This is a genomic window from Amycolatopsis thailandensis, assembly GCF_042723255.1.
In the GTDB taxonomy this organism is placed as follows: Bacteria; Actinomycetota; Actinomycetes; order Mycobacteriales; family Pseudonocardiaceae; genus Amycolatopsis; species Amycolatopsis thailandensis.
In genome coordinates, this window is the sequence record NZ_JBHXJK010000046.1 from 1 (window position 1) to 26,378 (window position 26,378).

Below are 26,378 nucleotides of genomic sequence, written 5' to 3' on the forward strand. Positions count from 1 at the left end.
GCCCCCTTCCTTGGGCTAGGCGCAAGGAAGGGGGCCATCATGTACTGGGCAAGGTGTGAAGGTCGAGTTTCCTCGGCTGGGCCACCGGTCCCCGCGCCCTTGCTCGCCCGAAACTGTCGGTGGTCGCTCTTAATGTGTGCCTCACCACTGAAAGTGAGGAGCCCGGGATGGACGACAAGGCCATCGCAGATATAGCGGACATAGAGACGCTCGTCATCGATTGCGACCGGTGCGCGGTCCGCGGTGACGCGTGTCATGACTGTGTCGTCAGCGTTCTCCTCGGCGCGCCACTCGCGCTCGAATGGGACGCCGATGAGCGGAAGGCGGTCGACGCGCTCGCCGAAGCCGGAATGGTCCCGCGCCTCCGGATGGTCGAGATCGTCGGCCAGGAGCGCCGGAAGTCGGCCTGAGACACGCCGCGACCGGGACATTCGACGAGTGGTCGATCCGATCAGGTGAACGGTAGGTAGTCGAGATCAGCCCCAGGATGTAACGCCCGTCACAACTTTCCGCTCATGCTGGTCCGAAGGTGTTTCGGCGCATCACGGAGAGTTTTTGTGCCTGCCATGGTGGACGTGGTGCCCGGGGTTTCGTAACCTGTCCGAGATCTCGTGGCCGGAAGTCGTCGCCAGACGGCGACACGGGATCGCCACTGAAGCAGCTTTGTCGGGGAGCTGCACCAGAACCAGCCTTGCGTCAAACCTGTTGCGATAGCACTCGGCCAGGCGCGAGGCGGGAACGCGGGGAACCGCGCGGACCTCACGGTCGGCGACGCGGCTCCGTGGAAGAGGGCCCCCGACCTCTTCGTCCCGGGTTCCGAGTCGGTGGCCGACAGCAAAGGAGACACGCGCGACCGTGCAGTCGCATCCAGTCAAGCGCGTGGTGTCAGGAGCTTTGGCCGCGGCCGCGGTGATCACCGCAGTAACGGTCGCCCAGCCTGCTGCCACTGCAGCCCCAGCCCCCGCCCCCCAGCAGCCCCCCTCCGGCTCGGACGCCCTCGCCAAGTACCGCGACCTCGCGGCGCAGGCGGAGAAGGCGAACGAAGACCTCCTCAAGGCGAAGGACGATCTCGCCGCGAAGCAGGGCGAGCTCGACAAGGCCACCGCCGACGCCGCCGCCGCCAAGGACCTCGGTGTCAAGGCGGCCGGTGACGAGAAGACGTTCCAGGACGAGGTGAACAAGTTCGCCGGTGCCTCCTTCACCAGCGGTGTGCAGCTGAACAAGCTGTCCTCGCTGCTGTCGGGCGCGTCGACCCAGGACTTCCTGGAGCGCTCCTCGGCGCTCGAGGTCCTCGCGGCGAACAAGAACACCGCCCTGAACAACCTGAGCGGCGCCGTCGCCCAGTCCGCGGCCGCCGCGAAGCAGGCGGCGGACGCGCAGAACACGGCCACTTCCGCCCGTGACACCGCCGCCAAGCTGACGACGGACATCGAGGCGCGCAAGAAGACGCTGGACGACCAGCTCAAGGAGATCCAGCGGGCCAGCGGCAACCTGAGCGCCGCGGACAAGAACGCCCAGAAGGACAAGGGCGGCGCGTTCCCCAACCTGCCCGCCCCGGGTCCCGAGGCCGCCGCGGCTCTTTCGGCCGCGAAGAGCAAGCTCGGCAGCCCCTACGGCTGGGGTGACGTCGGCCCGTCGTCCTTCGACTGCTCGGGTCTGATGCTGTGGGCGTACAAGCAGGCGGGGCTCACCCTGCCGCGGTCCAGCCGTCAGCAGTCGACCTTCGGCGCCCCGGTGCAGCGCTCGCAGCTCCAGCCGGGCGACCTGGTGTTCTACAACTCGCCGGTTTCGCACGTGGGCATGTACGTCGGCAACGGCATGATGGTGCACGCGCCGACCACCGGTGACGTCGTCAAGGTGTCGCCGCTGCAGAACAACTACGTCGGAGCCCGTCGCCCGACGGCCTGACGAACAGCGGGAAAAGGGGCGGTGCCGCGCAAGCGGTGCCGCCCCTTTCGCGTGTCCGGGGCCAAGTAGCCTGCAGGGGTGCTGAGGACGCTGCTGGTGACCAACGACTTCCCGCCCCGGCCGGGGGGCATCCAGAACTACCTGAATTCATTGGCCACCCGCCTGCCCGCGGACGACCTCGTCGTCTACGCCCCGTCCTGGGAATCGAGCACGGGCTCGCACGGCGAGTTCGACGCCGCCGCCCCGTTCGAGGTGGTGCGCCATCCGACGTCCCTGATGCTGCCGACCCCGGACGTTCTCAAGCGGGCCAAGGAGATCATGCGCGCCCGCGACTGCGAGGCCGTCTGGTTCGGCGCCGCCGCGCCGCTCGCGCTGCTGGGGCATTCGCTGCGGTCGGCCGGCGCCCGCCGGGTGCTGGCGTCGACACACGGCCACGAGGTCGGCTGGTCGATGCTCCCGGGCTCACGGCAGGCGTTGCGGCGGATCGGCGACACCGTCGACGTGATCACCTACGTCAGCAAGTACACGCGTTCCCGGTTTTCGGCCGCTTTCGGCCCGATGGCGGGCCTGGAGATGCTCCCGTGCGGCGTCGACACCGAGCTCTACCGGCCGGACGACGCCGCGGGCAAGGAGATCCGCGATCGGCACGGTCTCGGCGACCGCCCGACGATCGTCTGCGTTTCGCGGCTGGTGCCGCGCAAGGGCCAGGACATGCTCATCAGGATCCTGCCCGAACTCCGCGAACGGATCCCGGACGTGGCGCTGCTGATCGTCGGCGGCGGCCCGTATCGCAAGACGCTCACCGGGCTCGTCGACGCGCTGGGGGTCCAGGACAGCGTCGTCATCACCGGATCGGTGCCGTGGAAGGAATTGCCCGCGCACTACAACGCGGGCGACGTCTTCGCGATGCCGGCGCGGACACGGGGGAAGGGACTCGACGTCGAGGGATTGGGCATCGTGTACCTGGAGGCCTCGGCGACCGGGCTGCCGGTCGTCGCCGGGAATTCCGGCGGTGCGCCGGAAACGGTGCTCGACGAGGTCACCGGGCACGTCGTCGACGGCCGCGACGAACAGCAGCTTCGGGACACGCTGGCCGCGCTGCTGGCCGATCCGGTGCGGGCGCGGCGCATGGGAGCCGCCGGCCGCGAGTGGGTCAGCGAGAACTGGCGATGGGACACCATGGCGGGCAGGCTTTCCGGCCTGCTCGACGGCGATCCGGTCGCTGCGGTGCGGTGACGGGTCAGGGTTCGTAGCGCGCCGGGTGCTTCGGGTCGTCGACGCGGATCACCACATCGGACAGCGCCGCTGGGTCGACTTCCTGTTCGTAGCGCTCGTAGGCGGGGAGCGCCCATTCGTCGGGCACCCGCCGCTTGAGCGCGGCGGGCGAGAGCCACAGGTGCACGCTCAGGTCGAAAGCGAGCCCGGCTCCGAACAGGAATTCGCCGTCCAGCAGGACGACGCCGCCTTCGGGCAGTTCGACGCGTTCGGCCCTGGTGGCGCGATCGCGCACCGGGTCCCACAGCGACGGGAGGACCAGGCCGCTGCCGTCCTCGGCGAGCGGGTCGAGCACCTCGCGGCGCAGGGCGCCGAGGTCGAGCCAGTCGGTGTAGCGCGAGTCCGGGTCCTTTTTGCCCCGTTCGAAGCGCAGTGACGCGGGCCGGAGGAAGTCGTTCGCCGAGATCCTCAGCGCCGCGTGACCGGCGACCCGCAGGGGATCGACCAGGGCGTCGGCGAGTTCTGTGGTTTCGGTCGCACCGGCCGCGCCGTCGATCGCGACCGCGATCCGGCGGCGGCCCGTGATCGCCGTGATGCGTTCGGTCAGTTCGGAGACCAGCAGAGCGGGAGAAATCGGACGGTAGCGCACGGAAAGAGATCCTCCACCCGGACCGGTGACTGACGCACGGTACACCCGATGGGATGATGGCCCGCGTGACCAAAGCAACGGCCAAAACAGCCGGAAGTGGTTGGCAGGTAGGCGTTTCCCAGACCGTGCCGTACAACAGCACACTGGTGTGGGACTTCCTGGTCGGACGCGACGGCGTGGAGATCTGGCTCGGTCCGGGCGCCGAACTCGGCAGCGAGCCGGGCGCGGCGTACGAGACGGCCAACGGGACGACCGGCGAGATCCGCGGTCGTTCCGAGGGCGACAAGCTCCGGCTGACCTGGCGGCCGAAGGACTGGGACCACGACTCCACCCTCCAGATCACGGTGAGCGGCACCGAGCAGAAGACCACGCTCCGGTTCCATCAGGAATGGCTCGCGGGCGCCGACGAACGCGAGGAACAGCGGGCATACTGGACCGAAGTGACCGAGCGAGTGGTGGCCGCGCTGGCCGAACGCTGACCGGCGCGCTGGGGAGGCGTACCGATGGTGGCAGCCGAAGAAGTCACGACCCTTGCCTGGGATCTCGTCCAGGAACCGCACCGGGTCTCCGCGCTGCTGCGGGAAAGCGGCCGGGTCCGGAAGGTGCGCCTGCCGCGCGGCCTGGAGGTCTGGCTCGTCACCGGCTACGCCGAGGCCCGCGCCGTGCTCGCGGATCCCCGTATGGCCAAGGACACCCGCGGGGTCCAGCGCCTCTTCGAACGCGACGGCTTCGAATCCGCCGGTGACAGCGCCGTCCGCGCGCTGACGGGCCATATGCTCAACTCGGATCCGCCGGACCACACGCGGTTGCGCAAACTGGTCAACCAGGCCTTCACCTCGCGTACCGTTTCCCGGCTGCGGCCGAGGATCGAGCAGATCACCGCCGAACTGCTGGCCGACATCGGTGACGCCGAGCGCGTCGACCTCCTGCCCTCGTTCGCCGTCCCGCTGCCGATCCGGGTCATCTGCGAACTGCTCGGCGTCCACGCGGGCGACCAGCCGGCGTTCGCGAAGTGGTCGAACACGATGCTCGCCTGGTCGACGCCGGAGGAACTCCGTGCCGCGGCGGCGAAGATGCACGCGTACCTCGTCGACCTCATCGAGGAAAAGCGCGCGAAACCCGCCGAAGACCTGCTTTCCGGTCTGATCCACGCCAGCGACGAGGGCGACTCGCTCTCCGGGGAAGAACTGCTGTCGATGGCGTTCCTCCTGCTGGTGGCGGGGTTCGAGACGACGGTCAACCTGATCGCCAACAGCGTTCTCGCGCTGCTGCGCGAGCCGGAGCAGTTGGCCGCGCTCCGCGCCGATCCCGCCCTGCTGCCCGGAGCGGTCGAGGAATTCCTGCGCTACGACGGCGCGATCCACCTGGCGACCATCCGGTTCACCAGGGAATCCGTCCTGGTCGGCGACGTCGAGATCCCGGCGGACGAGTTCGTGCTCGTTTCCCTGATCGGCGCGAACCGGGACGCCGAGCGGTTCGAAGACCCGCAGCGGCTGGACGTCACACGGCCGGCGGCCGGGCATCTCGCGTTCGGGCACGGGATCCACCACTGCGTCGGCGCCCCGCTGGCCAGGCTGGAGGCGGAGATCGCGTTGCGCGGCCTGCTGGAGCGGTTCCCGGGCCTTGGCCTGGACGCCGACCCGGAAACCTTGCGGTGGCGGGAAAGCACCCTCGTCCACGGCCTGGAAACCCTCCCTGTGCGCCTGCGCTGAGCGGGGTGTGTCGTAGGGTCGCCGGATGGACGCCGCCGAACTCCTCGCGCTCGACGCGGAACACGTCTGGCACCCGTACGGGCCGATGCCGAGCCCGATCGACTCCCTGCTGGTCCGCGAGGCGAGCGGGGTCCGGCTCACCCTCGACGACGGCCGCGAGCTGGTCGACGGCATGTCGTCCTGGTGGGCGGCGATCCACGGCTACCGGAACCCGGTGCTGGACGCGGCGCTGGCCGAGCAGGCGGGCCGGATGAGTCACGTGATGTTCGGCGGGCTCACCCACGAGCCGGCCATCCGGCTGGCGAAGACGCTGGTCGACCTCGCCCCGGACGGTCTGCGGCACGTCTTCCTGTGCGACTCCGGATCGGTGTCGGTCGAGGTCGCCGTCAAGATGTGCCTGCAGTACTGGCAGTCGGTGGGGCGCAAGGAAAAGCGGCGCCTGATGACCTGGCGCGGCGGCTACCACGGCGACACGTTCACGCCGATGAGCGTCTGCGACCCCGAGGGCGGGATGCACTCGCTGTGGCGCGGGATCCTGCCGGACCAGCTGTTCCTGCCCAAACCTCCCGGCGGCTTCGGCGACGAGCCGGATCAGGACTACCTCGACCTGCTCGCGACCGAAATCGAGAAGCACGCGGGCGAACTCGCCGCGATCATCGTCGAACCGGTCGTCCAGGGCGCCGGCGGCATGCGGTTCCACCCGCCCGCGTACCTGCGCGCGCTGCGCGAGATCACCGAGGCCAACGGCGTCCTGCTCATCTTCGACGAGATCGCCACCGGGTTCGGCCGCACCGGCAGGATGTTCGCCGCCGAGCACGCCGGGGTCACCCCGGACGTCCTGTGCCTCGGCAAGGCGCTGACCGGCGGTTACCTGACGATGGCGGCGGCGTTGTGCACACCGGAGATCGCCGACGGGATCTCGTGCGGCGAACTGCCGGTACTGGCGCACGGGCCGACCTTCATGGGTAACCCTCTTTCCTGCGCGGTCGCCAACGCCTCGCTGGGGATCCTGGCCGAAGGCGGCTGGAAGTCCGACGTCCCGCGGATCGAAGCCGCGCTGAAGGCAGGGCTGGAACCGGCTCGCGAGCTGTCTTCGGTCGCCGACGTGCGGGTGCTCGGCGCCATCGGCGTGGTGGAACTGGACCACCCGGTGGACATGGCTGTCGCGACCGACGTGCTCACCGCGAACGGCGTCTGGCTGCGCCCGTTCCGGAACCTGATCTACACGATGCCGCCCTACATCTCCGAGGCCGAAGACCTCGCGACGATCACCTCGGCCGTGGTCGCGGCCGCGCAAAAAGCCTGAAACGGGCTGAATTCAACCGAAAGAGTGTGACGGCGGCCACAGCAATCCGCAAAGGCCACGCTGGGTACAGAGCGTGGTCGCGGGGTGGTCGTGGTCAAGCGAACGGGCGAGTCCGATCGGGACCCTTCTCGGGTGTTTTGTCGCGAAAAGGTGTTATGCCCTAGTTCTTCGGCGCACAAGCAAACCTGAGAAACCTTTGCGTAGCGGACTTTTGCGCGTCGATCGGGTTTCCTGCCCCCATGATCGACATCGTTGGTGACGAGCACGACACCGGGCCTCCGGGCCGCCGCAATCCCACATCGACCCTCCTGAAGAACCTTCGCCACGACCTCCCGGCTTCGGTCGTCGTCTTCCTCGTGGCCGTCCCGCTTTCGCTCGGCGTCGCACACGCCGCCGGAGCCCCTCTGCTCGCCGGACTCATCTCCGCCGTCGTCGGCGGCGTCGTCGCGAGCCTCTTCGGTGCTTCCGTTCTCCAGGTCAGCGGCCCGTCCGCCGCGCTGACCATCGTCATCGCGGAGACCATCTCCGCCTTCGGCTGGGCCGCCACCTGCGCGATCACCGCCGCGGCAGGCGTGGTGCAGATCCTCTTCGGCGTCAGCCGGGTCGCCCGCGCCGCACTGGCCATCTCTCCGGCCATCGTGCACGGCCTGCTCGCCGGGATCGGGCTGATCCTCGTCCTCGGCCAGTTGCACGTCGTGCTCGGCGGAGTCGCGGGGAGCTCCACGATCGCGAACATCCTCGCGCTGCCGGGCCGGATCGTCGGCCACCACGACCAGGCCGCGCTCGTCGGCGTCGTCACCGTCGGCGTGCTTTTGGCGTGGACCCGGATGCCGCGTTCGGTGCGCCGCGTCCCCGGTCCGCTCGCCGCCGTCGCGCTGGCGACCGGCCTTTCCGTCGCGGCCGGCCTGGACCTGCCGCGCGTCGACCTCCCGAACGGCTTGCCAGGGCTGGGTTTCGTCCCCGAGGCGCCGTCCGGGTCCTGGGCGGCGATCATCGCCGCCGTCCTCTCCATCGCGCTCATCGCCAGCCTGGAGAGCCTGCTTTCCGCCGTCTCCATCGACAAGCTACGCGACGGGCCGCGCACCGACCTCAACCGTGAGCTGATCGGCCAGGGCCTGGCGAACGTCGCCGCCGGATCGCTCGGCGGGTTCCCGGTCACCGGCGTCGTCGTGCGCACCATGACCAACTTCGAAGCGGGCGCCCGCACCCGGGCGTCGGCGATCCTGCACAGCGTCTGGATCCTCGGCTGCTGCCTGTTCCTGGCGGGCGCGCTGCGGCTGATCCCGCTCGCCGCGCTCGCCGGTCTTCTCGTCTACGTCGGCGCGAAACTGGTCAATGTCACCAATCTGCGCGAGGTCCGCCGCCACGGCGACCTGCCGGTCTACCTCGCGACCCTGCTCGGCGCGGTCGCCGTCAACCTGCTCACCGGCGTCGCCGCGGGGATCGCGGTGGCGCTCGCGCTGATGCTGCGCCGGATGCTGTTCTCCGGGATCCACGTCGAACAGGACGGTTCGCGGACGCGCGTCGTCATCGAAGGCGCGCTCACTTTCCTTTCCGTACCAAGGCTCACGACCGTCCTGGCCGAAGTCCCCGCGCGTTCGGAAGTGACGCTGGAGCTCTTCGTCGACTACCTCGACCACGCCGCATTCGACTGCCTGCGCGGCTGGCAGCGCGCGTACGAACGCGCCGGGGGAGTCGTGATCGTCGACGAGATCGGGCATCCATGGTTCGAACGCGGAAAGGCCGGTGTGCCGACCGTGCGCCGAGGTGTCGCCTCCCGGGTGGTGCCGCGCTGGCTCGCGCCGTGGTCGGAATGGCAGGCGGAACACCTCGAACTGCCGAGCCAGCGCGGAGGCAGCGTCCCGTTGTGCCGTGGCGCCTCGGAATTCCAGCGCCGGACGGCGCCGCTGCTGCGGAGCACCTGGGACGGGCTGGCGAACGGCCAGCAGCCGCACACGTTGTTCGTCACCTGTGGCGACGCGCGGATCGTGCCGAACCTGATCACGACCAGCGGGCCGGGGGATCTGTTCACCGTGCGGAACATCGGGAACCTCGTCCCGCACGCCGGCGCCGAAGCGGATTTCTCGGTGGGGGCGGCGATCGAGTACGCCGTCGGTCTGCTGAACGTGCGGGAAGTGGTGGTGTGCGGGCATTCCGGTTGCGGGGCGATGAAGGCGTTGCTCGGCGACGCGCCCACCGGGCTCGCGCACCTCGGCGGCTGGCTGCGCCACGGTGAGGCCACGATGCGGCGCCAGGCCAGTGAAGGGCCGGTGCTGCTCGACGGCGCCCGCCCCGCGCAGGAGGGTGATCGGCTCGCCCTGCACAACGTGGTGCAGCAACTGGAAAATCTGCGCTCGTACCCGGTGGTCGAGGCCGCGCTGGCGCGGGGCGAATTCCGGCTGACGGGCATGTACTTCGACGTCGGGAAGGCGAACGTGTACCTGCTCGACGCGGCGCACCGGTCGTTCACTTCGGCCGCTTCACCGGTGAAGTCCTGAGCATCCTCGGTACATGATGGCCCCCTTCACTGCGCCTAGGCGCAGTGAAGGGGGCCATCACGTAGTTGGCCGGGCGGCCGACCGTTATTTCCCAGGATCCGGGAGGACTTAAGGCTTTTCGCAACATCGACGCCATCTCCAGGCAACGAAATGGCCCAAAAGTGGGCCACGCCACCCTTCTGAAGGACGATGTTCACTCGATCAGGTGGTGCATAGCGGACAAATCACCAGTTTCCTGGTGATCATGTTGGTGTCCAAGAAACCTCTCGCCGTGCTCCGTCACGACCTGCCCGCCTCGTTGGTGGTGTTCCTCGTCGCCGTCCCGCTCTCGCTCGGGATCGCTCTCGCGTCAGGGGCGCCGATCGTCGCGGGGCTGATCGCGGCCGTGGTGGGAGGTGTGGTCGCCGGAGCCCTCGGCGGCTCCCCGCTGCAGGTCAGCGGCCCGGCCGCCGGTCTGACGGTGATCATGGCCGAGACGATCGCGACCTTCGGCTGGGCGACCACCTGCGCGATCACCGTCGCCGCGGGGGCGCTCCAGATCCTGCTCGGGCTGAGCCGCATCGCCCGCGCGGCGCTAGCGATCTCGCCCGCCATCGTGCACGGCATGCTCGCCGGTATCGGCGTCACGATCGTCCTCGGCCAGCTCCACGTCGTCCTGGGTGGATCGGCGCAGAGCTCCGCGCTCAAGAACATCGCCGAGCTGCCCGCGCAGATCGTCGGCCACCACGACACCGCCGCGCTGATCGGCGTGCTCACCATCGGCATCCTGCTGCTGTGGCCGCGGCTGCCCAAGTCCGTCCGCAAGGTGCCGGGCCCGCTCGCCGCGATCGGGCTGGTGACCGTGCTGTCCGTCGTCGCCGGAATGACCCTGCCCCGCGTCAACCTGCCCGGTGACCTGCTCAACATCCGTTTCGCGCCCGAATTCCCGGACACCGGCTGGGGCGCGTTCGCCCTCGCGGTCATCACCATCGCCCTGATCGCCAGCGTGGAGAGCCTGCTGTCGGCCGTCGCGGTCGACAAGATGCACACCGGACCGCGGTCGAACCTCGACCGCGAACTGATCGGGCAGGGCACCGCGAACATGACCTCCGGCGCGCTGGGCGGACTCCCGGTCACCGGCGTGATCGTCCGCAGCTCGACCAACGTCGCCGCCGGTGCCCGCACCCGCGCTTCGGCGGTCCTGCACGGGGTCTGGATCCTGGTGTTCGTCGCCGCGTTCGCCGGGCTGATCCAGAACATCCCGCTCGCCGCGCTGGCCGGACTGCTCGTCCACGTCGGCGCGAAACTGGTGAACCCCGGCCACATCAAGCAGGTCCTCAAGCACGGCGACCTGGGGCTGTACCTGGTGACGCTCGCCGGCGTCGTCGTCTTCGACCTGCTCACCGGCGTTCTGCTCGGCATCGGGCTTTCGGTGCTGCTGATGCTGCGGCGCACCGTGTGGTCCGGGATCCACGCCGAACGCGACGGTGACGAATGGCGCGTCGTCGTCGAAGGTGTCCTGACCTTCCTTTCGGTGCCGAGGCTCAGCCGGGTGCTCGCGACCGTGCCCGACGGCGCGAAGGTGACCCTGGAGCTCGTCGTCGACTATCTCGACCACGCCGCCTTCGAGAGCCTTTCGAACTGGCAGCAGGGACACGAACGCGCCGGCGGCGAGGTGATCGTCGACGAGGTCGGGCATCCGTGGTTCGCCAACGGCAAATCCGGCGATCCCACCCTGTCCAGGACGGCCGCCGCGCGTTCGGTGCCGCGGTTCCTCGCGCCGTGGTCCGACTGGCAGGCCAAGGACGTCGAACTGCCCGGTCAGCGTGGCGGGCCGACGCTGCGCGGCGCGACCGAGTTCCAGCGGCGCACGGCCGCGCTCATGCAGCCCGCGCTCAGCAAGCTGGCGGGCGGACAGTCGCCGCACACCCTGTTCATCACCTGCGGTGACGCGCGGATCGTGCCGAACATGATCACCACGAGCGGTCCCGGGGACCTGTTCACCGTCCGCAACATCGGGAACCTCGTGCCCGCCCGCCGGGCCGACCCGTCGATGGGCGCCACCGTCGAGTTCGCCGTCGGCGTGCTGAAGGTGCGCGAGATCGTGGTCTGCGGGCATTCCGGCTGCGGCGCGATGCAGGCGCTGGCCACCGGTGCCCCCGACGGCGCGCCGATGCTGGCGTCCTGGCTGAAGCACGCCGAGCCGAGCGCCAAGCGCAAGGTCTCGGTGACCCTCGACGGCGAACGCCCGGACACGGAGGTCAACCGGCTGGCGCTGCAGAACGTGCTGCAGCAGCTGGAGCACCTGCGCCACTACCCGCTGATCGCCGAGGCGGAGGCGCGCGGCGAGCTCCACCTGACCGGGATGTATTTCGACGTCGGGGCGGCGCAGGTCTACCTGTCGGATGACGAGAGCCCGTCGTTCACACCGGTCGGGGCCGTCACCACTTCCGGGGGCTAACGGACGCCGTTCAGTGGGACTCGATCCGGACCCACTAAGTTGTTCCTACGTGAGCATGCTGGTCATAACCGGCACCGGTACGGGTGTCGGCAAGACGATCACCACCGCCGCCATCGCCGCGCTGGCCGCCGGGCAGGGCCAACGCGTCGCCGTCCTGAAACCGGCGCAGACCGGAGTCGGACCGGACGAGCCGGGTGATCTCGCCGACGTCCTCCGGCTCGCCGGGCCGGTCACCACTCGTGAGCTGCGGCGATACCCGGATCCGCTGTCGCCGGAGGCGGCGTCCAGGCTTTCGGGCCTGCCGACGCTGCCGCCGAGCGAGATCGCCGCGGCCGCGAGCGACCTGAACGGCGAGCACGACCTCACCCTCATCGAGGGCGCGGGCGGGCTGCTGGTCCGGTTCGACGCCGACGGCGCCTCGCTCGCCGACGTCGCCTGGTCGCTCGGCGCGCTGGTGATCGTCGTGGCCGAGGCCGGGCTGGGCACGCTCAACGCGACCGCCCTGACCGCCGAGGTCGCGACCAAACGCGGCCTCACCGTCGCCGGGGTCATCATCGGCTCGTGGCCCGAAGACCCGGATCTGGCGTCGGTGTCGAACCTGCAGGACCTGCCGGTCGCCGCCGGCGCCCCGCTGCTGGGCGTGCTGCCCGCCGGTCTCGGGGACGCCGGGCCCGAGGAGTTCGCCGCCAAGGCCAGGGCGGGTCTCTCGCCGTGGTTCGGCGGGGAGTTCGACCCGGAATGCTTCGTCGGCCGCGCCTCGGCCCAGAAGTGACCTGCGTCGCTGTCAGCGAGGCGCCCGGTCGTGCACGATGATGTGCCTTCGCACTACCGCCCCACCCCGAACAGGAGCCGCCTCGTGACCACAGCCCCGGAGACCGTCGACATCCTCGCCGTGGCGCGTGACCAGGTCCTCGAGCGTGGTGTCGGGCTCAGCGAAGAGCAGCTCGTCGAGATCCTGAAGCTCGACGACGACCACCTGACCGACCTGCTGGCGCTGGCCCACGAGGTCCGGATGCGCTGGTGCGGCCCCGAGGTCGAGGTCGAGGGCATCATCAGCCTCAAGACCGGCGGCTGCCCCGAGGACTGCCACTTCTGCTCGCAGTCCGGCCGCTTCCCGACGCCGGTGCGTTCGGCGTGGCTGGACATCCCCGGCCTGGTCAAGGCCGCCCGCCAGACCGCCGAGACCGGCGCGACCGAGTTCTGCATCGTCGCCGCCGTCCGCGGTCCCGACAAGCGGCTGCTCTCGCAGGTCCGCGAGGGGATCAAGGCCATCCGCGAGGACGGCAACGACATCCAGATCGCCTGCTCGCTCGGCATGCTCACGCAGGAGCAGGTCGACGAGCTCGTCGAGATGGGCGTGCACCGCTACAACCACAACCTGGAGACCGCGCGCTCGCACTTCGCGAACGTCGTCACCACGCATACGTGGGAAGAGCGCTGGGAGACCCTGCGGATGATCCGCGAGGCGGGCATGGAGGTCTGCTGCGGCGGCATCATCGGCATGGGGGAGAGCGTCGAACAGCGCGCCGAGTTCGCCGCGCAGCTGGCCGAGCTGAACCCGGACGAATGCACGATGAACTTCCTCATCCCGCAGCCGGGGACGCCGTACGAGGGCTACGAGGTCGTCGAGGGCAAGGACGCGCTGCGCACCGTGGCCGCGTTCCGGCTGGCGATGCCGCGTCCGCTGCTCCGCTTCTCCGGCGGCCGTGAGCTGACCTTCGGCGACCTGGGCACCAAGCAGGGCATGCTCGGCGGCATCAACGCGATCATCGTCGGCAACTACCTGACCAACCTCGGCCGCCCGGCCACCGCGGACCTGGAGATGCTCGACGAGCTGAAGATGCCGGTGAAGGCGATCAGTGACGTCCTCTGACCGACCGGCGTTTTGCGTCCACTGTGGACAGACGTCCGACGGTGGCGCGGAACATCCCGCCTGTCACAACCCGAGAACGGCACTCGAACCGCCGCGCTACTGCACGTTCTGCGCGCGGCGGATGGTCGTCCAGATCACCCCGGTGGGCTGGACGGCCCGATGCAGCCGTCACGGTGAACTCGTCGGCTGACTTTGCGCGTTTCGTCCTCTAAATGCGTTAGTTGCACGCGCATCTACCGCATCCAGAGGACGAAACGCGAGAGATGCGTGCCGGGTTGCGTGCGCTGGGAGCGTCATTGGTTACGCTCTGCACAAGCAGCGCGAGGGAGGAGTCCGGGTTGGGCGAGACGACGGGCAAACCGGCACACCTGTCTTCCAGCGTGCCCGATCCCTGGTCGGTGCCCGTGCTGCCGAAGCCGCGCCGCCCGCACCCCAAGGTCGTCGTCAAGGCGGATCTGCTGCCCGCGGTCAGCGTGCTGTCCACGGCTGGGCTGCTCGGGTTTCCGCTGGCCTGGCTGTGGTCTCGGCTCGCGCCGCCGCAGCGGATGCGGGTGATCAACGACCGCGGCGGCCTCGCGCCACTGGAACTCGAGAGTTGGCACCGTTTCGACGACCTCGCCATCTACGGCTTCCTCGCGCTCGGCGCCGGGCTGCTGATCGGCATCGTGACCTGGCTGCTGCGGGAGCGCCGCGGCCCGGTCGTGCTGATCGCGGCGACCGGCGGCGCGACCCTCGCGGGCTGGCTGGGCACGACGATGGGCGTCTCGTTCGCCAACGGCCGCTACGAGATCACCTCGGCGCCCGCCGTCGGGGACATCATCGCGAAGGCGCCGCAGATCGAATCGCCGTGGATCATGCTCGCCGCGCCGCTGATGACGACGCTGGCCTACACGCTGCTGACCGCGTGGAACGGACGAGAAGACCTGGGTCGCCGCCTCGGCTGACGAATTTCCTCTAGGGTGGGCGGCAACTTCTCTAGGGGGCTTTCTCTTGACCGACGACATCGAGGTTTCCCGGCACAACGCCGTCCGCTTCCCGGGCATCAGCCCGCGCGCCTACGAGCACCCCGTCGACCGCGGTGCCCTGGCGACGCTTCGCGCGGTCCCCGGATTCGCGCAGGTCGTGAAGGCCGTTTCGGGCTTTTACGCCGAGCGTGGTGAGCGGCTCATGGCGCTCGCGTCCGGGATCCGGGTCGGCCCGAAGCAGTATCCGGAACTGGACAAGCTGCGCAACGAATGCGCCGAGACGCTCGACCTCGACCGCGTGCCGAACCTGTTCGTCGCCCGCAGCCCCGAGGTCAACGCGCAGACGATCGGCATGGACGAGCCGTTCATCGTGCTCAACACCGCGGCCGTCGAGGCGATGGACCTCGCGTCGCTGCGGTTCGTGATCGGGCACGAGATGGGACACGTGCTGTCCGGGCACGCGGTGTACCGCACGATCATGATCCGGCTGATCGGCTTGCAGATGTCGATGTCGTGGACGCCGGTGAGCGCCATCGGCATCCGCGTCGTCATCGCCGCGCTGCGCGAGTGGTACCGCAAGGCCGAGCTGTCCTGCGACCGCGCAGGGCTGCTGTGCTCGCAGGACCCGACGGCGGCGCTGCGGTCGCAGATCCTGGTCGCGGGCGGGATCGACCCGTCGAAGATCGACATCCCGGCGTTCCTGCAGCAGGCGTCGGAGTACGAGTCGGTCGAGGACATCCGCGACAGCTACCTGAAGCTGCGTTACGTCGAGACGATGTCGCATCCGCTGGCCGTCGTGCGCGCGGCGCAGTTGCAGAAGTGGGCCGCTTCCGAGGAGTACCGGGGCATCCTGGCCGGCGGGTACCCGCGCCGCGACGCGGACGCGCCGTCGTCCACCTGGAGCGACGACCTGAAGTCGGCCGCGAAGTCGTACAAGGACTCCTGGAACAGCTCGTCCGACCCGCTGATGAAGGTGTTCAGCGACGTCGGCGAGGCGGTGTCCGGGGCGGCGGGCAAGGTGTGGAGCAAGTTCGGGACCGGTGGGAACGGGGCGGACGGCGAGAGCGCTCCGGAGTCCGGCAAGTAAGTTTCGCGCGTGCTATGAAAGGCCCCTTCATTGCAAAATTTGCAATGAAGGGGCCTTTCATAGCGCTTGAGGGGGCCTAGTTCAGGTTCGAGGGGCGCGTGAACTCGCCGAGTTCCCCCGGCGGCATCGGCACCGCGCCGAGCGTGCTGAGGAACCCGGCCTCCCGCGTCAGCAGCCGGCACGCGATCCTCAGCCGCCGCAGCGGGTTGGTCTCCTCCAGCAGGCGCTGCCGGTCTTCCAGGGGGAGCAGGCAGTCCGACGTGAGCCGGTACGCGAGCGCCGCGATGTCGCCGTCTTCGGGCGGTGTGGTCCAGTCGTCGGCGTTCCAGGCGGACTCGCAATAGCGCCGGTGAGCCGCTTTCGCGACGTCGGCGAGCCTGGTCACGGTGTCGCCGTGTACCGAGGCGACCCGGTCGTCGGGCACCCATTCGACCGAGCCGATCAGGTACGGCGCGGAAACGCGGTCGATCTCGAGCAGCCGGAAGCGGCGCCGCGCGGTGGTGACGACGTCGAATCTGCCGTCCGGCAGTCGTTTCGCCTCGCGCAGCACCGTGCTGCAGCCGACCTCGTGGACGTGCTCGGGCCCGCTCACCTCCCGGATCATCGCCGAACGCAGCGCGATGACGCCGAACTCGCGGTCCGGGACGACGTCGCCGACGAGGTCGGTCATCAGCTGCCGGTAGCGCGGTTCGAAAATGTGCAACGGGAGGTGTGTTCCGGGCAGAAGCACGGTCTGTAGCGGGAACAGCGGCAAGATCGCCTTCCCGGAGGACTCATCGCTCGGCTCGGTCACCCGTTCAAGGTACGGGGACCGCGAGGACTTCGCAGGACGGTCACTTTCCGGCGGGCGGACGGAACACCGCGAACGGATCGGTGATCTGCATCCCCTTGCCCGCGAAGGAGAAGAGCGCCGCCGGACGTCCGCCGCTGCGCCCGGGCGGGGCGGTGTGGCCGGTGGGGAGGAGCAGTCCGCGCCGGGACAGCACACGCTGCAGGTTCGTCGCGGAGACCCGGTAACCGAGCGCAGCCGAGTACAGCCCCCGCAACGCCGAAACGGTGAACTCTTCCGGGGCCAGCGCGAACCCGAGATTCGTGTAGCAGAGCTTCGAGCGGAGCCTGTCCCGCGCGCGCAGCACGATGGACTCGTGGTCGAACGCCGTCCGCGGCAGCTCGGAAACGTCGTGCCACTCGGTGTCTTCCGGGATCTCGGGGTCCACATCGGACGGTACGAGGCCGAGGAACGCCGTCGCGACGACGCGCGGGCCCGGTACCCGGTTCGGCGCGCTGAACACGGCCAGCTGCTCCACATGCTTCAACTGACGTACGTCGACCTTCTCCGCGAGCTGCCGCCGAATGGACGCCTCGACGTCTTCATCCGGGCGAAGCCTGCCGCCCGGAAGGGACCAGCGGCCCAGGTGGGGATCGAGCGCGCGCCGCCACAGCAGGACCCGGAGTGTGTCCGAGCGCACTTGAAGGACCGCTCCCAAAACCTCGTGGGCCAGGGGGGTCTGGGTGTTAAGATGACTTCGCACGGTTTTCGATTGTAAGGCGAAAACCGACAGTGGACAAATCGGTCCGGAGGGCCAGAACGATGACGATCACGTTTGAGAACGACCTGACTCCCTACGGTGGCGTCGTCGCCGACGCGGCTTGGGCGGAGGAGGTGCGGAGCCTCGCTCGCAAGCGTGACGCCGTCCTGCTCGCGCACAACTATCAGGTGCCCGAGATCCAGGACATCGCCGACTTCACCGGCGATTCCCTCGCGCTCAGCCGGATCGCGGCGAGCAGCGACGCGTCCACCATCGTCTTCTGCGGCGTGCACTTCATGGCCGAGACGGCGAAGATCCTGGCGCCGGAGAAGACGGTCCTGATCCCGGACGCGCGGGCCGGTTGTTCGCTCGCGGACTCGATCACCGGCGCCGAACTGCGCGCCTGGAAGGCCGAGCATCCCGGCGCGGTCGTGGTCTCCTACGTGAACACCACGGCCGAGGTCAAGGCGGAGACCGACATCTGCTGCACCTCGTCGAACGCCGTCGACGTGGTCGCCTCCATCCCCGCTGACCAGGAGGTTCTGTTCCTGCCGGACCAGTTCCTCGGCGCGCACGTCAAGCGCGTGACCGGCCGGGAGAACATGCACGTCTGGGCCGGGGAATGCCACGTGCACGCTGGTATCAACGGTGCCGAGCTCGCCGAGCGGGCCTCGGAGAACCCGGACGCGGACCTGTTCATCCACCCGGAATGCGGCTGCGCGACGTCGGCGCTGTACCTCGCCGGAGAAGGCGCCGTCGCCCCTGAGCGGGTCAAGATCCTCTCGACCGGCGACATGGTCCACGCCGCCCGCGACACCAAGGCGAAGTCGGTGCTCGTGGCCACCGAGATCGGGATGATCCACCAGCTGCGCAAGGCCGCGCCGGAGATCGACTTCCGCGCGGTGAACGACCGGGCGTCCTGCCGGTACATGAAGATGATCACGCCTGCCGCCTTGCTGCGGTCGTTGCGAGAGGGCGCGGACGAGGTCCACGTCGACACCGAGACAGCCGCCCGGGCCCGCGCTTCCGTGCAGCGCATGATCGAGATCGGGCAGCCTGGCGGCGGAGAATGACCGGCCCGGTTACCGCTCTCCAGGCGAAAACCCACCCCGTCTGGGAGGCCGCCGCCGATCTCGTGGTGATCGGCAGCGGAGTGGCCGGGCTCACCGCCGCGCTGCGCGCCCAGGAACTCGGGTTGCACGTCCTGGTGGTCACCAAGGGGGCTGTCTCCGACGGGAACACCCGCTGGGCTCAGGGCGGTATCGCCGTCGTGCTGGAGGGCGAGCACGAGCAAGGTGACTCGGTCGGCAAACACGCCGAAGACACGCTCACCGCCGGTGCCGGGCTTTGTGCTGACGACGCCGTCCGCTCGATCATCGCGGGCGGCCCGGCCGCGGTGGCCAAGCTGCGTGCCGCGGGCGCCCGCTTCGACCCGGCGGCCGCGGGAAGGACCGAGCTCGCCCGCACGAGGGAAGGCGGGCACAGCGCGTTCCGCGTCATCCACGCCGGTGGCGACGCGACCGGCGCGGAGGTCGAGCGGACGCTGGTCGCCAAGGCCGGTGACCGGCGGATCCCGGTACTGGAGCACCACATCGCCGTCGACGCGATCCGCACGCCCGCGGGCGAGGTCGTCGGCGTGACCGTCCTGGACCACGACGGCGTGCCCGGGGTCGTCCGGGCGCCGGCGGTGCTGCTGGCCAGCGGCGGGCTGGGACAGCTCTACCACGCGACGTCGAATCCGGAGATCGCCACGGGGGACGGGCTGGCGCTCGCGTTGCGCGCGGGGGCTCAGGTCGCGGACGTCGAATTCGTCCAGTTCCACCCGACGGTCCTGTTCACCCCGGGCGCGCGTGGCCGCCTCCCGCTGGTCACCGAGGCGGTGCGCGGCGAGGGCGCGACCCTGCACGACGCGACGGGCGCTTCGGTCATGCGTGGAGTGCACCCGCTCGGTGATCTCGCGCCCCGGGACGTCGTTTCGGCGGCGATCACGAGCCGGATGGCGCAAGCGCCCGGCGGGATCGACGATCACGTTCTGCTCGACGCCACAGGCATCTCCGGGTTCGCGAAGAGGTTCCCGACCGTGCACGCGGCGTGCGCGGTGCTCGGGATCGACCCGGCGAAGGACCCGATCCCGGTCACTCCCGCCGCGCATTTCGCCTGCGGCGGTGTGGTGACCACTGTGGACGGACGATCCGGCGTCCTCGGTCTCTACGCGGCGGGCGAGGTCGCGAGGACCGGCCTGCACGGCGCGAATCGACTGGCCTCCAACAGTTTGCTCGAAGGCCTGGTCGCCGGGCGGCGGGTGGCCGAGGCGGTCGCCGCGGACCTCGCCACCGGACAGCTCGGCGACCCGCGCCGCGGTGTGCTCGCGTCCCGGGCGACCGTCCCGGTGGCCGACCGCGACGCGCTGCAGCGGGCGATGAGCCGCTACGCCGCGATCGGCCGGGACGCGGAAGGCCTGTCGGTCGTCGGCTCGGTGCTGGATCTTTCGATGGTCGAGAGTCCTTTGTGGACGCCTCGGATCGTCGAGGACGCGGCGCTCACGCTGGTGGCGGAGGCCTTGGTCGCGGCGGCCGCGCGCCGGACGGAATCCCGTGGCTGCCACGTGCGGACCGATTTCCCCGAACGTGACGACAACGCCTGGCAACGCGGCCAGCTGATCCGGCTCAGCCCGTCGGGGCAGCCGGTGCTGGCCGATCCGATCGCTTTGGAGGTTGTGGCATGAGTGAATTGTCCCCGTGGGTCACCAAGGCGCTGGCCGAACACGGTCTCGACGTCGCCGATGTGCACCGCGTCGTCACCACGGCCCTGGCCGAGGACCTGCGCTACGGGCCCGACGCGACGACGAACGCCACCGTGCCGGAATCGGCCGAGGCGCTGGCCGAGCTCACGCCGAGGACGGCCGGCGTGGTCGCCGGGATCCCGGTGGCGCTCGCGGTGTTCGACGTCGTGCTCGGTTCGAGCCTGGAGATCCTGGCCGCCCGCGACGACGGTGACCGGCTGACCGCCGGTGAGCCCGCGCTGGTCGTCCGCGGTCCGGTGCGCGGCCTGCTCACCGCCGAACGCACCGCGCTGAACCTGCTGTGCCACCTGTCGGGTATCGCCACCGCGACCGCCGCCTGGGTGGCCGCGCTGGAGGGAACCGATTGCAAGGTAAGGGATTCCCGCAAGACCCTGCCCGGGCTCAGGTTGCTGGAGAAGTACGCCGTCCGCGCGGGCGGCGGGGTGAACCACCGGCTCGGGCTCGGTGACGTGGTGCTGATCAAGGACAACCACGTGGTCGCCGCCGGTTCGGTGACCGCTGCCCTCGCCGCCGCGCGCGAACACGCGCCCGGACTGCACTGCGAGGTCGAGGTCGACGACCTGGACCAGCTGGAGGAGGCGCTCGCCGCGGGGGCCGACGAGGTGCTGCTGGACAACTTCACGCCCGACGAGTGCGCGAAGGCCGTCGACCGGCGCGACGAGGTCTCGCCGAAGACCCGGCTGGAATCCTCGGGCGGGCTGCGGCTGGACGTGGCGCGGGCCTACGCGGAGTCCGGTGTGGACTTCCTCGCCGTCGGAGCGCTCACCCACTCCTCGCCCGCACTCGACCTCGGGATGGACCTGCGCTGAGGTTCGGCAGTAGAATTCCCTTGTGTGACAAGGGGATTCTGGAGGAATGGTGGGGTTTGCCGGTAAAAGTGCCGTCGCGGGATGCGCTCTGTTCGTGGGACCGCTCGGCATGGGTCTGCTCGGCACCCCCGTCCCGTCGGCGGCGGTCGCCGAGCAGTGCGCGAACCCGTCCGGCACCTACACCGCGGCCGTCCCGTGGGGGCAGCGGCTGATCGATCCCGCGCGGATCTGGCCGCTGTCGCGCGGCACCGGTCAGCTGGTCGCGGTGGTCGGCACCGGAGTCGACGGGAGCAACGGCCAGTTCGCGTCCGGCCAGCTCGTCGGCGGCCAGGGCACCGAGTCCGACGACTGCGACGGCAGGGGCACGATCGCCGCCGGGATCGTCGGCGCGCAGCCGGATCCGTCCACGACGTTCGTCGGGATCGCGCCCGGCGCCAAGATCCTGCCGATCCGCTACACCCAGGCGAACGGCGGCGGTGATCCCGGACAGCTCGCGTCCGCCATCGAGACCGCGCTGAACCGCGGCGCCGGGATCATCCTGATCGCCGTCCCGGCCGCTTCCGACAGCCCCGCGCTCGGCGGCGCCGTTTCGCGTGCCAGGGAAAAAGGCGCGCTGATCGTCTCGCCCGCCGCGGGGAGCCAGCAAGGGCAGACGTCGTATCCGACCGCGACACCAGGCGTGCTCGCCGTGGGGTCGACCAACCAGGCCGGCGAAGCGGTGCAGACGGAATCCGGTGCCTACGTGGGTGTTTCCGCACCCGGCGCCGAACTGGTCAGCACGTCCGCGGGCGCGGGCGGCACCGTGGCGCACCGATGGCCGGTGAGCGACCCGAGCCTGGCGGCCGCGCACGTGGCGGGTGTCGCCGCGCTCGTGCGCGCCTATCACCCCGAGCTGTCACCCGAGCAGGTCGTCGCGCGGCTGACGCTGACCGCGCACCGCGGGCCGAGCGGCGCGCACGACCCCCGGCGAGGCTGGGGCGCGATCGACGCCTACGCCGCCGTTTCCGCCGCGATCCCGGCCGGTACCCCCGGTCCGGGAGGGCCGCCGAGCGTCGGCCCGGACACCTACGTCGTCCCCGCGGCGGCACCGGCCCGCGCGGGCGCAGACAAGGTCTCCGGCGTGCTCGCGATAGCCGGGGTGGCCGCCGCGATCGCGGCGGGCGTGGTGGTGGCCGCGGTCCGGCGGGGCAAGCGACGGGGCTGGCGGCCTTCGCGTTTTCGCGCCTCGTGAGCGACAGCGGTGTACTGGGGGACACCCCTGCCGCTCACGAGGTCTTTGCGACCCCCTGGGCTTCCAAGGTTTCCTAGGGGACGGATACGCAGGCCGTCGAGCCCACGATGGCCACGCCGTCACCGGCGCGGGAGACGTGCACGTTGAAGTCGGCGCCGTCGCGGCTGAACTGCGCGATCAGCTCACGCGGGTTGCTGCGGTCGCGCGCCCGCCAGCCCTGACCTTCCAGCAGCGGCAGGACGACGTCGACGAGTTTGCGGACCGCGTCGGTCGCGTCGTCCACCCGGAGGCCGTACTGCCAGCAGAGCAGGCGGCCCGGCTGGGTCGGGTCGCAGTCCAGTTCGCCTTCGACGGTGCGTTCCGCGGTGGTGCCGAAGGTGCCCGCGACGCCGTCGATGACCGCCGTCAGGTCCTCGGCCAGCGGGTCGAGTCCGGTGTTCCTGGTGATCATCTGGTGCTCCTCACAAACCCCGGCCAACGCCCTCGACGACCATCTCGCCCAGCGAGCCGCCCGTGAAGCCTTCATGCGTGAGCGGTCCGCCCGTGATCACACCGTAGATGTTGTTCCACGAATCCGAACCGGGCTTGAGCACACCGCTGTGGGAATCGAAGCCCCACTGCAGGTCGCCGTTCGCGTCGCGGCCGGTTTCGAGTTCGACGACGCCGGGGAAGCGGTCGGGGTCCGCTCCGTGCCCGGCGCCGAGCCATTCGATGAGGCCCGCGTTGCCCTGCGCGACCACGATCGGGTCGAAGGGGGCCGTCATGGAGTAGCGCTGCACACCGGCCTGGCTGGCCGGGAGATCGCTCGGGCTCCAGATCCCGTGGCCCATGCCCGCGGACTCGACGTGCAGCACCTGATCGGCCTTGAGCCCGAGCTGCTCCGCGAGTCCCACGGTCGCGCCACCGTAGCTGTGCCCGACGGCGGTGACCACGACACCCGGACCGGCGTGGCTGTCGATCTGGCCGCGCAGTTCGTCGCCGAACGCCTTGAGATCGGGTGCCATCGTCTGCGCGTAATGCGCGGCCGGTCCTTCGGTGACGACGTTCTGGGGGAAGACCCCGTCCGCCCAGACGACCATCGCGGTCCGCCCGGTGGCGTCCGCGGCGACCAGGCTCTTGCCGAGGTCGGCGTAGCTCTGGAAGTTCTGGAACGAGGTGTTGACGCCGGGGACGAAGAGGCCGACGTTTCGGGTGCCCGGTTCGATCCGGCCGACCAGCTCGGCGATGCGCCCGTTACCGGACGGATCGAACCGCAGGATCTGCCGGTCGTTGGCGATGATGTCCTCGTACAGCGCGATCCTGGTGCGCGCGTTCGCGATGTCGTCGGCTTTCCCGCCGTTCGCCTGGAGGTTCGCGAGCCGTTCGCGTTCCGACGTCAGCGCGTCGGAGACCTTCGTGCGGTTCTCGGCGATCGCGGTCGCCCACTGCCCGGTGTCGGCCGCGCCGCCGACGCCCGCCGGATTCCCGGCCTTGGGCAACGGGTTCTCCGGCATCAACGCCCGGTAGGAAGCGGCGACCTGGACGTCTGCGCGCCGGTAGCCACCCGCCGCCGACGTCAGACCCTGGTGGATCACCGTCGCCTTGGTGATCTGGCCGTCGAGTTTGCTCGCGACGTCCTTGATCGTCTTGGTATAGGTCGCCGAAGCCGCGCTGGACGCCGATACCTGGCCGAACGCGGTGGCGGGGACGTTCTCACCCGCCAGCGCGGTCTGCGCCGTCTTGAGCACGCCGGCGCGCTGTTCGAGCTCCGCCGCCGCCGCTTCGAGTCTGGCGGGGGCGACTCGGTAACCGCCCGCACTGGATGCCATCACCGAGCCGCCTCTCCTGTTCAGGAAAAAAATCAGTACTGTTCGGGTTCTTCGCCGAGCACTGCCGGAGCGACGGGGGACGACTGACCCCAGACGTTCTCGGTCTCCACGAGCCACGGCGGGATCCGCCGTCCGGAGCCCATGTCGCCGCCCGCGCCCATGCCCATCGGCATCATGGGCATCATCGGCATCGCGCCCTTGGCCGCCGCCGCGCCCGCGGCACCGGCGGCTCCGCCCGCCAGCCCGCTCATCGCGCTGCCCGAGCCGCCGTCGCCGGCCAGACCGGAGAACGCGGCGGGCACCTCACCGGGCCCGGAGACCCCGCCCCCGCCGGCACCGATCGCACCGCCGTCCAGCGAGGGCGCGCCGCCCCCGCCGATCGGGATGCCGCCGCCCGCACCGCCCGCGGTCGCGCCGGCCGCACCGGCACCTCCGCCGACTGGCTCGCCGTTCTTGTCCTTGTTCTCGTTCGGGTTCTTGCCGTTGGCCCACCCGGGAACGCGCGGCATGATCGAACCGAACCGGCCGAACGCGGCGGCCGAGGCCGCCGCCAGACCGGCGGTGAACATGTCGCCGAACAACGGGTTCGATTTGGGCGGCTGGCCGGGCTGCCCGTTGGTGGGCGGAGTGGAGCCGTCCGACGGCAGCGGGTGCGTGTTGTCGCCCGGCACCACGCCGACACCACCGGGCGTTCCCCCGATGTTGTTGCCGACGGAGCCACCGCCCGGGGCCGAACCGCCCCCGGTGACCGGCGGCGGCGCGACGGCGTTCGGCGAGGCCGGAATGGACTCCTCCGCCGTGGTGTAGTCACCCGCGAGCTGCGTCATCACCACGATCGCCTTGCTGTGCGCCGCGCTGGCCGCACCCGCGGCCTGCTGCTGCGCTTCGACGTTCGCGATGGCCAGCTGCCGCTGCTGCGCGGCGTTGACGATCGTCGCCGGTGACGAGTCCGGGGGCAGCAGCGGCGGGTTGACGGCCAACGCGACGTCGGCGGGGGAGACGTCCGGCACCGCGACCGGCGGCGGCATCTCCTTCTTCGCCTTCACCAGCGCGTCCGCCGCGTCCTCGAGGAGGTGGTTCATCGCGTTCGCGGTCTGGGCGACCTTGCGGATTCCGCCGACGAGGTCGCTGATCATCGTGTGGTACTTGTCGGCCGCGCCACCGGTCCAGCTGCCGGAGAAGTCCTTCAGCTCACCGGTGAGATTCTCGGCCTGTTCGAACAGGCCGGTGCCGGTGGACTGCCACTTGTGGGCCGCGTGGCGTGCCGTGTTGGGGTCGCCTGCCTGCAGCATCGCGTAGAGCTGCTGGTGGGAATAGGCGGCGAAGTTCGTGTGCGCGGTGTCGGTCATCCCTTGTTCCCCCCGCCGTTCGAGCCGTTGTTGCCACCCAGCACGCCGCCGAGGACGTTGAGCAGCGGATCGAGCAGCCCGGTCTGCTGGCTGGAGTGGTTCATGTCGCCCGCGACCGAGTCATCGGCCGCGGCGTAGCCGTCCGCGACGGTCGTGGTGACGTCCTGCGCGAAAGTGATCGCGCCCTTGACCTGGTCCAACAGCCCCTGCATCTCGGCGACGGCCGCCTGATGCGCCTTGTTGAGGGAACCCGCCTCCCCGAACTCGCCGAACAACAACGGCTGTTCGCTCAGGGTCAGCAGGAAGTCGTTCGGCTTGGACATCGCATGGATCTGGGTCTCCAGTTCCCGCACGAAGTCCTTCAGCGATTCCAGATGGACGTAGTACGACTGGTCTTGCATTGATCCCGGCTCTCTCGTGATCGGCCATGCCAACAAAGGACGACTACGCGCAAAGCCGGCCGGCCGGTGCCGAGGGGGGTGAAAGCACCGGCCGACCGACGGATGGGGGATCAGCCGGCGAACAGGCCCTGGTTGCGGTTCTCCAGGCTGTGCTGGAGATCGTGGGCGTCGCCGACCTTGCCACCGAACTGCGCGATGATCGCCACGATGTCCGCGGTGGCCTGGCGCAGGCGGGTTTCAGACGCACGGGCGGCCTCACCGGCGGAGCTGCCGGAGGCGTACCAGGTCTGGGTGATCGGCTGCAGGTTGGTGTGCAGCTGTTCGAGCTGGGAGGTGAGCGCCTTGGCCTTGGCGGCCAGCGAGGCCGAGCTGTGCTGCAGCGCGGCGAAGTTGATTTCGACGACGTCAGCCATGATTGGTGGTCCTCTCGCGGATCAGGGGTTCAGCCGGTGGATCACGGTCTGGTCGACGGTTCCGCTGACCCCGGTCAGGCTTTCCCGGACCTGCTCGTCACCCGAGTTGTAGTTCCGGTTGCTCTCGTGGACGAGGCGCGACATCGTGTTGAGCTCGTTCACGGCGATGGTCATCTTCTCCTGCAGACGGCGCTGCAGGTCCCAGAACGCGACCGCCTGGTCACCCTTGTAGTTGTGCAGGGTCTGGGTCAGCTCGCTCTCCAAGCTGGCCATCGTGGTCTTGGCGTTCGACGCGGTTTCCTCGAACCCCTGGACGGCGCGCGCCATCGCAGCTGCGTCTGCCTGATATCCCGTACCGGTCATTGATGGGCCACCTCCTCTC

At 70.0% G+C, this 26,378-nt stretch carries 26 protein-coding genes; 17 read left to right on the forward strand and 9 right to left on the reverse strand.

The window, feature by feature from the left end; translation table 11 throughout:
- Positions 1 to 167: 167 nt before the first annotated feature.
- The 3 genes from ACFWMR_RS19820 to ACFWMR_RS19830 all read left to right on the forward strand — a co-directional run bounded on the left by ACFWMR_RS19820 (position 168) and on the right by ACFWMR_RS19830 (position 3,144).
- Positions 168 to 410, forward strand: coding sequence for a hypothetical protein (locus ACFWMR_RS19820; RefSeq protein WP_364214220.1), 243 nt, complete (start codon positions 168 to 170; stop codon positions 408 to 410).
- A gap of 445 nt (positions 411 to 855) precedes the next feature.
- Complete coding sequence (locus tag ACFWMR_RS19825; RefSeq protein WP_208636123.1) at positions 856 to 1,908, forward strand: C40 family peptidase; 1,053 nt, start codon at positions 856 to 858, stop codon at positions 1,906 to 1,908.
- Between the two features lie 78 nt (positions 1,909 to 1,986).
- Positions 1,987 to 3,144: a glycosyltransferase family 4 protein gene (locus ACFWMR_RS19830; RefSeq protein WP_208636122.1), complete on the forward strand. Its 1,158-nt coding sequence runs from the start codon at positions 1,987 to 1,989 to the stop codon at positions 3,142 to 3,144.
- A gap of 4 nt (positions 3,145 to 3,148) precedes the next feature.
- On the opposite strand, the gene ACFWMR_RS19835 is transcribed toward ACFWMR_RS19830, so the two are convergent.
- Complete coding sequence (locus ACFWMR_RS19835) at positions 3,149 to 3,772, reverse strand: uridine kinase (protein WP_093938525.1); 624 nt, start codon at positions 3,770 to 3,772, stop codon at positions 3,149 to 3,151.
- 125 nt (positions 3,773 to 3,897) lie between these two features.
- On the opposite strand from ACFWMR_RS19835, the gene ACFWMR_RS19840 reads away from it, so the two are divergent.
- The 10 genes from ACFWMR_RS19840 to ACFWMR_RS19885 all read left to right on the forward strand — a co-directional run bounded on the left by ACFWMR_RS19840 (position 3,898) and on the right by ACFWMR_RS19885 (position 15,653).
- Positions 3,898 to 4,251, forward strand: a complete 354-nt coding sequence (locus ACFWMR_RS19840; RefSeq protein ID WP_378279401.1) for an SRPBCC domain-containing protein — start codon at positions 3,898 to 3,900, stop codon at positions 4,249 to 4,251.
- Positions 4,252 to 4,275: 24 nt separating this feature from the next.
- On the forward strand, positions 4,276 to 5,484 hold the full coding sequence (locus ACFWMR_RS19845) for a cytochrome P450 family protein (protein ID WP_378379403.1): 1,209 nt from the start codon (positions 4,276 to 4,278) through the stop codon (positions 5,482 to 5,484).
- 25 nt (positions 5,485 to 5,509) lie between these two features.
- Positions 5,510 to 6,790: an adenosylmethionine--8-amino-7-oxononanoate transaminase gene (locus tag ACFWMR_RS19850; protein WP_378379404.1), complete on the forward strand. Its 1,281-nt coding sequence runs from the start codon at positions 5,510 to 5,512 to the stop codon at positions 6,788 to 6,790.
- A gap of 239 nt (positions 6,791 to 7,029) precedes the next feature.
- On the forward strand, positions 7,030 to 9,288 hold the full coding sequence (locus ACFWMR_RS19855) for a bifunctional SulP family inorganic anion transporter/carbonic anhydrase (RefSeq protein WP_378379405.1): 2,259 nt from the start codon (positions 7,030 to 7,032) through the stop codon (positions 9,286 to 9,288).
- A gap of 244 nt (positions 9,289 to 9,532) precedes the next feature.
- Positions 9,533 to 11,728: a SulP family inorganic anion transporter gene (locus ACFWMR_RS19860; protein ID WP_378379406.1), complete on the forward strand. Its 2,196-nt coding sequence runs from the start codon at positions 9,533 to 9,535 to the stop codon at positions 11,726 to 11,728.
- Between the two features lie 49 nt (positions 11,729 to 11,777).
- Positions 11,778 to 12,500 (forward strand): dethiobiotin synthase, encoded by a 723-nt coding sequence (bioD, locus tag ACFWMR_RS19865; RefSeq protein ID WP_093938520.1) that lies wholly within the window; start codon positions 11,778 to 11,780, stop codon positions 12,498 to 12,500.
- 84 nt (positions 12,501 to 12,584) lie between these two features.
- The gene (gene bioB, locus ACFWMR_RS19870) at positions 12,585 to 13,601 is read left to right on the forward strand and encodes a biotin synthase BioB (protein WP_378379407.1); all 1,017 of its coding nucleotides are present in this window, start codon (positions 12,585 to 12,587) and stop codon (positions 13,599 to 13,601) included.
- Complete coding sequence (bsaP, locus tag ACFWMR_RS19875) at positions 13,588 to 13,791, forward strand: biotin synthase auxiliary protein BsaP (RefSeq protein WP_378379408.1); 204 nt, start codon at positions 13,588 to 13,590, stop codon at positions 13,789 to 13,791. Before bioB ends, bsaP begins: the two co-directional genes overlap by 14 nt.
- Positions 13,792 to 13,939: 148 nt before the next feature.
- On the forward strand, positions 13,940 to 14,545 hold the full coding sequence (locus ACFWMR_RS19880) for a DUF2567 domain-containing protein (protein WP_093938517.1): 606 nt from the start codon (positions 13,940 to 13,942) through the stop codon (positions 14,543 to 14,545).
- Between the two features lie 46 nt (positions 14,546 to 14,591).
- On the forward strand, positions 14,592 to 15,653 hold the full coding sequence (locus ACFWMR_RS19885) for a M48 family metallopeptidase (protein WP_093938516.1): 1,062 nt from the start codon (positions 14,592 to 14,594) through the stop codon (positions 15,651 to 15,653).
- Between the two features lie 76 nt (positions 15,654 to 15,729).
- Here ACFWMR_RS19885 and ACFWMR_RS19890 read toward each other — a convergent pair whose 3' ends face one another.
- Complete coding sequence (locus ACFWMR_RS19890; protein WP_378379409.1) at positions 15,730 to 16,446, reverse strand: LON peptidase substrate-binding domain-containing protein; 717 nt, start codon at positions 16,444 to 16,446, stop codon at positions 15,730 to 15,732.
- 40 nt (positions 16,447 to 16,486) lie between these two features.
- Complete coding sequence (locus tag ACFWMR_RS19895; RefSeq protein ID WP_093938514.1) at positions 16,487 to 17,122, reverse strand: NUDIX hydrolase; 636 nt, start codon at positions 17,120 to 17,122, stop codon at positions 16,487 to 16,489.
- 122 nt (positions 17,123 to 17,244) lie between these two features.
- Between ACFWMR_RS19895 and nadA the strand changes: the two genes are divergently transcribed.
- Genes nadA through ACFWMR_RS19915 form a run of 4 tightly spaced genes read left to right on the forward strand, consistent with a single transcriptional unit; the run spans position 17,245 to position 22,025 of the window.
- A complete protein-coding gene (nadA, locus tag ACFWMR_RS19900; protein ID WP_093938513.1) occupies positions 17,245 to 18,255 on the forward strand; it encodes a quinolinate synthase NadA in 1,011 nt (336 codons plus the stop codon).
- Entirely contained in the window at positions 18,252 to 19,907 is a 1,656-nt protein-coding gene (locus tag ACFWMR_RS19905) for an L-aspartate oxidase (RefSeq protein ID WP_378379410.1), read from the forward strand. Before nadA ends, ACFWMR_RS19905 begins: the two co-directional genes overlap by 4 nt.
- Positions 19,904 to 20,794 carry a carboxylating nicotinate-nucleotide diphosphorylase gene (gene nadC, locus ACFWMR_RS19910; RefSeq protein WP_378379411.1) on the forward strand — a complete coding sequence of 297 codons (891 nt, stop codon included), beginning with the start codon at positions 19,904 to 19,906 and terminating at the stop codon, positions 20,792 to 20,794. The genes ACFWMR_RS19905 and nadC overlap by 4 nt, the downstream gene beginning before the upstream one ends.
- 46 nt (positions 20,795 to 20,840) lie before the next feature.
- Positions 20,841 to 22,025, forward strand: coding sequence for a S8 family serine peptidase (locus ACFWMR_RS19915; RefSeq protein WP_378379412.1), 1,185 nt, complete (start codon positions 20,841 to 20,843; stop codon positions 22,023 to 22,025).
- 73 nt (positions 22,026 to 22,098) lie between these two features.
- Here ACFWMR_RS19915 and ACFWMR_RS19920 read toward each other — a convergent pair whose 3' ends face one another.
- The 6 genes from ACFWMR_RS19920 to ACFWMR_RS19945 form a co-directional block, all read right to left on the reverse strand.
- Complete coding sequence (locus ACFWMR_RS19920; protein WP_093939438.1) at positions 22,099 to 22,476, reverse strand: hypothetical protein; 378 nt, start codon at positions 22,474 to 22,476, stop codon at positions 22,099 to 22,101.
- Positions 22,477 to 22,486: 10 nt separating this feature from the next.
- Complete coding sequence (locus ACFWMR_RS19925; protein ID WP_378379413.1) at positions 22,487 to 23,833, reverse strand: alpha/beta hydrolase; 1,347 nt, start codon at positions 23,831 to 23,833, stop codon at positions 22,487 to 22,489.
- A 32-nt stretch (positions 23,834 to 23,865) separates the two neighbouring features.
- Positions 23,866 to 25,182 (reverse strand): WXG100 family type VII secretion target, encoded by a 1,317-nt coding sequence (locus tag ACFWMR_RS19930; RefSeq protein WP_378379414.1) that lies wholly within the window; start codon positions 25,180 to 25,182, stop codon positions 23,866 to 23,868.
- The gene (locus ACFWMR_RS19935; protein WP_093932735.1) at positions 25,179 to 25,583 is read right to left on the reverse strand and encodes a hypothetical protein; all 405 of its coding nucleotides are present in this window, start codon (positions 25,581 to 25,583) and stop codon (positions 25,179 to 25,181) included. The genes ACFWMR_RS19930 and ACFWMR_RS19935 overlap by 4 nt, the downstream gene beginning before the upstream one ends.
- A gap of 110 nt (positions 25,584 to 25,693) precedes the next feature.
- A complete protein-coding gene (locus ACFWMR_RS19940; RefSeq protein WP_005155348.1) occupies positions 25,694 to 25,996 on the reverse strand; it encodes a hypothetical protein in 303 nt (100 codons plus the stop codon).
- 21 nt (positions 25,997 to 26,017) lie between these two features.
- Positions 26,018 to 26,359: a WXG100 family type VII secretion target gene (locus tag ACFWMR_RS19945; protein ID WP_073848466.1), complete on the reverse strand. Its 342-nt coding sequence runs from the start codon at positions 26,357 to 26,359 to the stop codon at positions 26,018 to 26,020.
- Between the last annotated feature and the right edge of the window lie 19 nt (positions 26,360 to 26,378).

Coding starts and splice junctions, on each gene's coding strand:
- ACFWMR_RS19845 (WP_378379403.1), top strand. CDS start 4,276: ATGGTGGCAGCCGAAGAAGTCACGACCCTTGCCTGGGATCTCGTCCAG.
- ACFWMR_RS19920 (WP_093939438.1), bottom strand. CDS start 22,476: ATGATCACCAGGAACACCGGACTCGACCCGCTGGCCGAGGACCTGACG.
- ACFWMR_RS19820 (WP_364214220.1), top strand. CDS start 168: ATGGACGACAAGGCCATCGCAGATATAGCGGACATAGAGACGCTCGTC.
- ACFWMR_RS19940 (WP_005155348.1), bottom strand. CDS start 25,996: ATGGCTGACGTCGTCGAAATCAACTTCGCCGCGCTGCAGCACAGCTCG.
- ACFWMR_RS19850 (WP_378379404.1), top strand. CDS start 5,510: ATGGACGCCGCCGAACTCCTCGCGCTCGACGCGGAACACGTCTGGCAC.
- ACFWMR_RS19860 (WP_378379406.1), top strand. CDS start 9,533: ATGTTGGTGTCCAAGAAACCTCTCGCCGTGCTCCGTCACGACCTGCCC.
- ACFWMR_RS19925 (WP_378379413.1), bottom strand. CDS start 23,833: ATGGCATCCAGTGCGGGCGGTTACCGAGTCGCCCCCGCCAGACTCGAA.
- ACFWMR_RS19935 (WP_093932735.1), bottom strand. CDS start 25,583: ATGCAAGACCAGTCGTACTACGTCCATCTGGAATCGCTGAAGGACTTC.
- ACFWMR_RS19905 (WP_378379410.1), top strand. CDS start 18,252: ATGACCGGCCCGGTTACCGCTCTCCAGGCGAAAACCCACCCCGTCTGG.
- ACFWMR_RS19855 (WP_378379405.1), top strand. CDS start 7,030: ATGATCGACATCGTTGGTGACGAGCACGACACCGGGCCTCCGGGCCGC.
- ACFWMR_RS19915 (WP_378379412.1), top strand. CDS start 20,841: ATGGTGGGGTTTGCCGGTAAAAGTGCCGTCGCGGGATGCGCTCTGTTC.
- nadC (WP_378379411.1), top strand. CDS start 19,904: ATGAGTGAATTGTCCCCGTGGGTCACCAAGGCGCTGGCCGAACACGGT.
- nadA (WP_093938513.1), top strand. CDS start 17,245: ATGACGATCACGTTTGAGAACGACCTGACTCCCTACGGTGGCGTCGTC.
- ACFWMR_RS19930 (WP_378379414.1), bottom strand. CDS start 25,182: ATGACCGACACCGCGCACACGAACTTCGCCGCCTATTCCCACCAGCAG.
- ACFWMR_RS19945 (WP_073848466.1), bottom strand. CDS start 26,359: ATGACCGGTACGGGATATCAGGCAGACGCAGCTGCGATGGCGCGCGCC.